This window comes from Streptomyces millisiae (genome assembly GCF_031845425.1).
Lineage (GTDB): Bacteria > Actinomycetota > Actinomycetes > Streptomycetales > Streptomycetaceae > Streptomyces > Streptomyces millisiae.
In genome coordinates this window covers 1-5,256 of sequence record NZ_JAVREM010000139.1, presented here as the reverse complement: position 1 = coordinate 5,256, position 5,256 = coordinate 1, and the positions used below count along the sequence as shown (strand labels likewise).

Genomic DNA, 5,256 nt, shown 5'->3' with positions numbered 1-5,256 from the left:
CGGGTGGGCGGGGAACATCCCCGCGCGGAGCGCGAGGAGAGCGGGGACACATCCGGCGCGGAGCGCCGCGGGAGGGCCGGCCGCGCGCCAGGGCGGACCGGTCGCGCGCCAGGGCGGTGTGTCACCCGAACGGCGGTGTGGCGGTGGCCAGCGCAGCGGTCCGGTGGCGCCATGGGGGCTATGTACTCGCATCTGCGGACTGCCGTCGTGGCCGGCGTCGTCCTGGCCGCCACGGCGCTCGTGCCCGGGCGGCCGGTGGCCGCCGACGCGCTCTCCGAGAAGGAGCTGCGCGTCGCGCTCCTGGACGCCGTCGACTTCCCCGAGGGCTGGGCCAGTGACAGCGCCCGCTCGGCCCGCGAGCGCGGCTTCGGCGTTCCCGAGCCCACCGAGCGCGACTGCCGTGAGCTGTTCGACAGCGCCGAGGAGACGAAGGCGAGCGCCGGCTTCGCCAAGACCCGCAGCGGGCCCTTCGTCACCACGGTCGTCGCCGCGCACGAGGACGAGGCCGCGGCCCGCCGCGCGCTCGAAGGGCTGCGCGAGGCCACCGCCGAGTGCGGCACCATCCACACCCGCGAGGGCACCTCCGGCTCCACCACCGTCGCCTACGAGGCGTCCACGTTGGACGTCGACCGGCTCGGCGAGGAGAGCACCGCCGTCCGCTTCAACCGGCGGGCCCAGGAGGGCGAGAGCGGTGACACCGGCGTCGTCGCCGACCTCGTGGTCGCCCGCGTCGGCGCCCACCTGGTGCGGGTGGCGCAGGCCGGGCGCGACGACAAGGGCACCGGCGACGTCTCCGACATCGCCGAGACGGCCGTCAGGAAGCTGGAGGACGTCTGCGAGGGACGCTCGCCCGCGCCCCGCCGGGACCAGCCCGGCACCACGGATCTCTGAGCCGCCACGCCCCGTTAAGCTCGGGGCCATGACAGACGCCGTTGACCCCGAGGACACCAAGATCATCACGCTGGCGCGCAGCGCCCGTGCCCGCAACGGCGTGCCCGAGGGAGCGGCGGTCAGGGACGAGACCGGCCGCACCTATGTGGCCACCACCGTCGCGCTCGACTCGCTGCGGCTGAGCGCGCTGCGCGCCGCCGTCGTGCTGGCCGCGTCCAGCGGCGCGGCGTCGCTGGAGGCCGCCGCCGTGGTCAGCGCGGCAGAGGCGCTGCCGGCCGAGGACCTCGCCGCCGTCCGCGACCTCGGCGGCGCTGGCACCCCCGTCCTGCTGGCTGGCCCGGACGGTGCCCTTCGTGCGACGATCCCCGCGTCATGAGCACCCCAGATTCCCTCAGCGGCGCCTTCCCGGAGTTCCCGGAGTACCCGGACGACCACCGCTCCGGCTTCGCCTGCTTCGTCGGCCGCCCCAACGCCGGTAAGTCGACGCTGACCAACGCGCTGGTCGGCACCAAGGTCGCGATCACCTCCAACCGTCCGCAGACCACCCGGCACAGCGTCCGCGGCATCGTGCACCGCCCCGACGCCCAGCTGGTGCTGGTCGACACCCCGGGCCTGCACAAGCCGCGCACCCTGCTCGGGCAGCGGCTCAACGACGTCGTCCGCACCACCTGGGCGGAGGTCGACGTCATCGGCTTCTGCCTGCCCGCCAACGAGAAGATCGGCCCCGGCGACCGCTTCATCGCCAAGGAGCTGGCGAACATCCGCCGCACCCCGAAGATCGCGGTCGTCACCAAGACCGACCTGGTGACCCCCGAGGCGCTGGCCGAGCAGCTCATCGCCGTCGACCTGCTGGGCAAGGAGATCGGCCTCGAGTGGGCCGAGATCGTGCCGGTCTCCGCCGTCGCGGGCCAGCAGGTGTCGCTCCTCGCCGACCTGCTGGTGCCGTTGCTGCCCGAGGGCCCGCCGCTCTACCCGGAGGGCGACCTGACGGACGAGCCCGAGCAGGTCATGATCGCCGAGCTGATCAGGGAGGCCGCTCTCGAGGGCGTGCGGGACGAGCTGCCCCACTCGATCGCCGTGGTGGTCGAGGAGATGCTGCCCCGCGAGGACCGTCCCGAGGACCGTCCGCTGCTGGACATCCACGCCAACCTGTACATCGAGCGGTCCAGCCAGAAGGGCATCGTGATCGGCCCCAAGGGCCAGCGGCTGCGGGAGGTCGGCACCAAGTCCCGCAAGCAGATCGAGGCGCTGCTCGGCACGCCGGTCTTCCTCGACCTGCACGTGAAGGTCGCCAAGGACTGGCAGCGCGACCCCAAGCAGCTCCGCCGCCTCGGCTTCTGAGAGCGGGTGGTCGGCGGTGCCCTAACGGCTGCCGAGCAGGCGCTCGGTGGCGGCGACCGGCAGGGACAGCGCCTCGGCGATGGTCGAGAGCGTCTGCCGCTCGGCGTCCGTGCACGGCCCGTCGGCCAGCGCGACCCGGGCGCCGAGCAGCAGCAGGGCCTCCCGACCCGGGGCCGCCAGGTGCGGGGTGAGGGCCCCGACGGCCGCCCGCACCTCGTGGTCCAGCGGCGGCAGCCGGCGGCGGCCCATCGCGGCCCTGAGCGTCAGCAGCCCGTCCTCGGTGCACTCCGGGTAGCCCGCGTCGCGGATCACGGCGACCGCGGCCCGCCGGGCGGCGGCCTCCTCGCCGCCGCCCGCCCCGAGCATCGCCAGCGCGATCGCGTACACCGCGTCCCGCAGCAGCCCGGCCAGCCTGGTCGTGGTCGGCTGGCCGAGCGCGTCCGGCGGGAAGTGACCCCGGCACGAGACGCACTCCACGACCGGCTCGGCCGCGCCGCGCGGCAGCACCGGGAGGCCGAGTACCGTCAGCCGCCGCCGGCCGGTCAACAGCCGGTAGCAGCGGTCGCCCCCGCACCCCGCGCAGAAGAAGTCGCCGTCGTCGACGATCCGCCACGCCGTCCGGACCCCAGCCACCCTGAGCCCCACCCTGGAGCGCACCACGCCGTACCTCCATCACCCGCCGGCAACATCGCCGACGTGATGTTAACCACACACGGGGTCGGGAGTCAGCAGTGCGAACGGACCGAAACCGAGTCCGGGCCCCTAGCGCGCCGCGCGGTTGACGGCCGAGACCACGGCCTTCAGCGAGGCGCGCACGATGTTGGCGTCGATGCCGACGCCCCACAGCACCCGGTCGCCGACGGCGCACTCGATGTACGCCGCCGCCTTGGCGCCGGCGCCCTCGCTCATCGTGTGCTCCACGTAGTCCAGCAGCCTGACGTCCTCCGCCACCACGCCCGCCGAGGACAGCGCGTCGAAGAAGGCGGCCAGCGGCCCGTTGCCCGTGCCCGTGAGCACTGTGTCGACGCCGTCCACCACGGCCTCCACGGTGAGCGCGTCCGCGCCCTCGGAGGAGGTCGACGCCTGCGCGTCGCGCAGCGCGATCCGGCCCCAGCCCGAGGCGCTCGGCAGGTACTCGTCGGAGAAGGTCTCCCAGATCTGCGCCGGGGTGACCTCGCCGCCCTCCGCGTCCGTCTTCTCCTGGATGATCCGCGAGAACTCCACCTGCATGCGGCGCGGCAGGTCCAGCTTGTGGTCGTTCTTCAGCACGTAGGCCACGCCGCCCTTGCCGGACTGCGAGTTGACCCGGATCACCGCCTCGTAGGAGCGGCCCACGTCCATCGGGTCGATCGGCAGGTACGGCACGTCCCACGACAGCTGGTCGACGCCGACGCCCTCGGCGGCGGCCTGGTCGGCCATCGCCTCGAAGCCCTTCTTGATGGCGTCCTGGTGGGAGCCGGAGAAGGCGGTGTAGACGAGGTCGCCCACGTAGGGGTGGCGCGGCGCGATCTCCATCTGGTTGCAGTACTCCCAGGTACGACGGATCTCGTCGATGTCCGAGAAGTCGATCTGCGGGTCGATGCCCTGCGAGAACAGGTTCATGCCCAGCGTCACCAGGTCGACGTTGCCGGTGCGCTCGCCCTGCCCGAACAGACAGCCCTCCACCCGGTCGGCGCCGGCCATCAGCGCCAGCTCGGCGGCGGCGACGGCGGTGCCGCGGTCGTTGTGCGGGTGCGTGGAGAGGCAGACGAACTCGCGGCGGGACAGGTTCCGCGACATCCACTCGAAGCGGTCGGCGTGCGTGGACGGCGTCGAGCGCTCGACGGTGGCCGGCAGGTTGAGGATGATCTCGCGACCCTCCTCCGGCTGCCACACGTCCATCACCGACTCGCAGACCTCCAGCGCGAAGTCCAGCTCGGTGTCGGTGAAGATCTCCGGGCTGTACTGGTAACCGAAGACGGTCCGGTCGTCCAACAGCTTCTCGGCGCACTTCAGCACCAGCCGGGTGCCGTCCACCGCGATGCCCCGCACCTCGTCCCGGCCCCCGCGGAACACCACGCGGCGGAAGGTGGGGGCGGTGGCGTTGTACAGGTGCACGGTCGCCCGGTGGGCGCCCACCAGCGACTCGACGGTCCGCTCGATCAGCTCCTCGCGCGCCTGGGTCAGCACGGAGATGGTGACGTCCTCGGGGATGGCGTCCTCTTCGATGATCGACCGCACGAAGTCGAAGTCCGTCTGGCCGGAGGAGGGGAAGCCGACCTCGATCTCCTTGTAGCCCATGCGTACCAGCAGGTCGAACATGGCGCGCTTGCGGGTGGGCGACATCGGGTCGATCAGGGCCTGGTTGCCGTCCCGCAGGTCGGTGGAGAGCCAGCGCGGCGCGGCGGTGATCCGGTTGTTCGGCCAGGTGCGGTCGGGGATGTCCACGGCCTCGAACGGGCGGTACCGGTGGACGGGCATACCGGAGGGCCGCTGGCGCACGGTCGCGTTGGTCAGGGGGGTGGGCTTGCCGGTGACACTCATGTCGTTCGGGTCTCCTGCGCGGGATGACGGCTGATCGCTGGGAAACGGCCGACGGGCAGCGCCGAACTCCGCGGGGAGGGGGTCGGCCTGGTGACTACAGACCCTCGCCGCGGCGGCTAAGGAGAAGGATCCCGAAACGCATCGCCCGCCCAGCGTAACTCGCCCGACGACGGTGGCCACGCCCGTATCACCATCCGAGACGACCCCGCTGCTGGGCGCTTGGCCTTGGCCGCCGGCCGGCCGGCCCGACCAGGCGGCGAAGCCGCCGAGGTCGGGCCTTGCGGCCGTGCCGGCCTGGCGGCCGTGCCGGCCTGGCGGCCGTGCCGGCCTGGCGGCCGTGCCGGCCTTGCGGCCGTGCGGTGCCGCGCCCACCCACCCGCCCTTGGCGGGTGGCCTCGCGCGGCACGGGCCGCGTGGCCCGGCGGCGTAGCCGCCGCGGGCCCTCGGCCCTGGCGGGCCGAGCACCGCGCGCAGCGCGAGCAGGCCCGCCCACCCCGGCGC

At 73.5% G+C, this 5,256-nt stretch carries 5 protein-coding genes; 3 read left to right on the top strand and 2 right to left on the bottom strand.

All coding sequences use genetic code 11. From position 1 onward, the window contains the following. The first annotated feature begins 180 nt into the window (after positions 1 to 180). Genes RNC47_RS35715 through era form a run of 3 tightly spaced genes read left to right on the top strand, consistent with a single transcriptional unit; the run spans position 181 to position 2,232 of the window. The gene (locus RNC47_RS35715) at positions 181 to 891 is read left to right on the top strand and encodes a hypothetical protein (RefSeq protein WP_311604986.1); all 711 of its coding nucleotides are present in this window, start codon (positions 181 to 183) and stop codon (positions 889 to 891) included. A 28-nt stretch (positions 892 to 919) separates the two neighbouring features. Next, the gene (locus RNC47_RS35710) at positions 920 to 1,267 is read left to right on the top strand and encodes a cytidine deaminase (protein ID WP_311604984.1); all 348 of its coding nucleotides are present in this window, start codon (positions 920 to 922) and stop codon (positions 1,265 to 1,267) included. After that, entirely contained in the window at positions 1,264 to 2,232 is a 969-nt protein-coding gene (era, locus tag RNC47_RS35705; RefSeq protein WP_311604982.1) for a GTPase Era, read from the top strand. Before RNC47_RS35710 ends, era begins: the two co-directional genes overlap by 4 nt. Before the next feature lie 21 nt (positions 2,233 to 2,253). Here the strand turns inward: era and RNC47_RS35700 are convergent, their stop codons facing one another. Then, positions 2,254 to 2,865 (bottom strand): TerB family tellurite resistance protein, encoded by a 612-nt coding sequence (locus tag RNC47_RS35700; protein WP_311604980.1) that lies wholly within the window; start codon positions 2,863 to 2,865, stop codon positions 2,254 to 2,256. Positions 2,866 to 2,994: 129 nt separating this feature from the next. Further along, complete coding sequence (leuA, locus tag RNC47_RS35695) at positions 2,995 to 4,755, bottom strand: 2-isopropylmalate synthase (protein WP_311604979.1); 1,761 nt, start codon at positions 4,753 to 4,755, stop codon at positions 2,995 to 2,997. Positions 4,756 to 5,256 lie beyond the last annotated feature (501 nt).